At 32.2% G+C, this 2,261-nt stretch carries 3 protein-coding genes; 1 reads left to right on the top strand and 2 read right to left on the bottom strand.

From position 1 onward, the window contains the following. Nucleotides 1-219, bottom strand: a 219-nt coding sequence (locus AA81_RS10435) for a hypothetical protein (protein WP_146050385.1), incomplete at its 3' end; no start/stop codon positions are given. Between the two features lie 357 nt (nt 220-576). Here AA81_RS10435 and AA81_RS10430 point away from each other — a divergent pair. Beyond that, nucleotides 577-1,344: a ZIP family metal transporter gene (locus tag AA81_RS10430; protein WP_103065462.1), complete on the top strand. Its 768-nt coding sequence runs from the start codon at nt 577-579 to the stop codon at nt 1,342-1,344. Nucleotides 1,345-1,422: 78 nt separating this feature from the next. Here the strand turns inward: AA81_RS10430 and AA81_RS10425 are convergent. After that, nucleotides 1,423-2,261 (bottom strand): GGDEF domain-containing protein (locus AA81_RS10425; RefSeq protein ID WP_211292693.1); only part of this gene is annotated, 839 nt, incomplete at its 5' end.

Below are 2,261 nucleotides of genomic sequence, written 5' to 3'. Positions count from 1 at the left end.
ATCTCTCTCGTTTTCTGTTAGTATTTCTACTTTGGTTGCAAAATCCACGGAAAGGTCTTCGTAAATAGTAAATGTAATATCTCTTGATATTACTTGAAACTGAGGCTGAAGATTTCTGTACATAAAAAATTGAAAAATAGCTAACCCAGCAAAGAAAATTAATGTTATGATTATGAAATTAAAGCTATTACCCCTTTTTTGTTTTTGATCGTTAGCCATGTGATTCCTCCTAATAAATGATCTTTAACCTGTTGATTATTTTTTATTATAACATAAATCAAGTGTTTTTTTTAAAGGTACAAAAATTTAGTCAATACCCCGTACAGATTTCTCCCTTTCACCCCCTAGCCTTCCCCGAAGAATCATTAAATTATATCAAATATAACAAGAAGTTGCAATCGTAATTCTAACTTAAAGTTATATCGGTTGTAATATCTGCACAAAACAGAGATATTATAATTAAGAATTGTTGTGGGATAAAAAGCTTCTTCCTGAAAGAATATTAATCAGCTTTTGAAATTAATATTCTTCACTAAATTCACAAAACTAAAAAAACAACCTACAAGGAGGGCTAAGATGAACGAATTAACCAGTTCTCAAATATGGATATTTGGAACCCTAGCAAGTCTGATCGCTGGTCTTGCTACTTCAATTGGAGCTATTCCAGTATTGTTTTTCAAAAAAGAGTTAAGCGAAAAAAATTTAGATATGTTTTTAGGATTTGCTGCCGGTGTTATGCTCGCAGCTACTGTTTTTTCACTTATAATTCCATCTTTAGACACGGGTGGAATATTAATAACTATTTTAGGGATATTTCTCGGCGCACTTACTATTGAATTAATGGATACCTTCTCTCCTCACGAACATTTCTTAAAAGGACACGAAGGGCCTGAATTGGCACGCTTAAAGAAAATATGGCTGTTCGTTATCGCAATAGCACTCCATAACTTTCCGGAAGGAATGGCTGTAGGGGTGAGTTTTGGTGGTGGAATGATTGCTAATGGTATTACTGTAGCAGTTGCTATAGGACTACAAAATATTCCAGAAGGGACAGCGACAGCTTTCTCTTTAATTAAAGCAAATTATTCAAGAAAACAAAGTTTCTTTTGGAGTTTTTTGACAGGATTAGTCGAACCTATAGGAGGTTTACTTGGGGCATCTCTAGTGGTCTTAATGAAACCAGCCTTACCTTTTTTTCTTTCATTTGCGGGAGGGGCTATGCTGTACGTTATCAGCGATGAGATAATCCCAGAAACACATTCTCACGGATACGAAAGAACGGCTACTTTCTCACTGATTTTTGGATTTTTGCTGATGCTGGTCCTCGATGTAGCATTAGGCTAAATAAATAGACGTTTTAGAAATAAAAAGTTTTTTAAAATAAGATTTTCATTTTAAAATACATGGCAAGAGAATAATATCTTAATTGATGATAATTTTATTTTTTCCTTGCCCTTTTGCCATGTATAGATTTTGGTCGGCAATTTTGAAAAGTAAATCTATTTCATGGCTGTTACCATACGCTACTCCCGCAGAAAAAGTGACATTCATCTCTTGTTTTAGTTTACGGTTTATTCTTTTCAAAATAGAATAAACCTCTTCTTTTTTAACCCCTTCTAAAATTATTACGAACTCATCGCCACCATATCTGAATATACTATCTTTTTTTCTCAAATTATCAACACATAGTTGCGCAAATTTTTTTAAAAGTGTGTCTCCTTCTTCGTGACCGTAGGAATCGTTTACCTCTTTGAAGTCGTCTAAATCCACCATTACTAAGGCTATTTTCTGATTTTTTAAATATTTTATAGAAGAAATGTAATTTTCGTAACTTCTTCTGTTTCCAATATTGGTTAGCGGATCAATCTGAGCATCTTTTTTTAAGATACTTTGATAAATTTTATTTTGCCACATCATCCAACTTTCTTTAGTATAATAATCTAAAATTTCCAGTTGATCATCTGTAATTGGTTTCCCGTTATATCTATTATCGCAAAGATAAAAAGCAAGTCTTCCATTGTTTATTTCTATTGGTGAAATAGCTATTTCTCCCCTTAAATCAAGTAAATTTACTATCTTTTCCTCCAATCGACTTACAGGTAATTTAATAGTACTATGCGATTCAATTGCGTATTTAAAAAGATCATTATCTATTAACAATTCTTTTTTAATAGTAATACCTTTTATCCTTTTTTCTAAATTTGAAAAATAACTCATTCCAACTTCATACTGAGACAAATATAAGGTTCTCTTCCAAAAAG

The sequence above is a fragment of the Petrotoga halophila DSM 16923 genome, from assembly GCF_002924615.1.
Note: the sequence above shows the minus strand (reverse complement) of the source record. Positions and strands in the feature narration are given on the sequence as shown.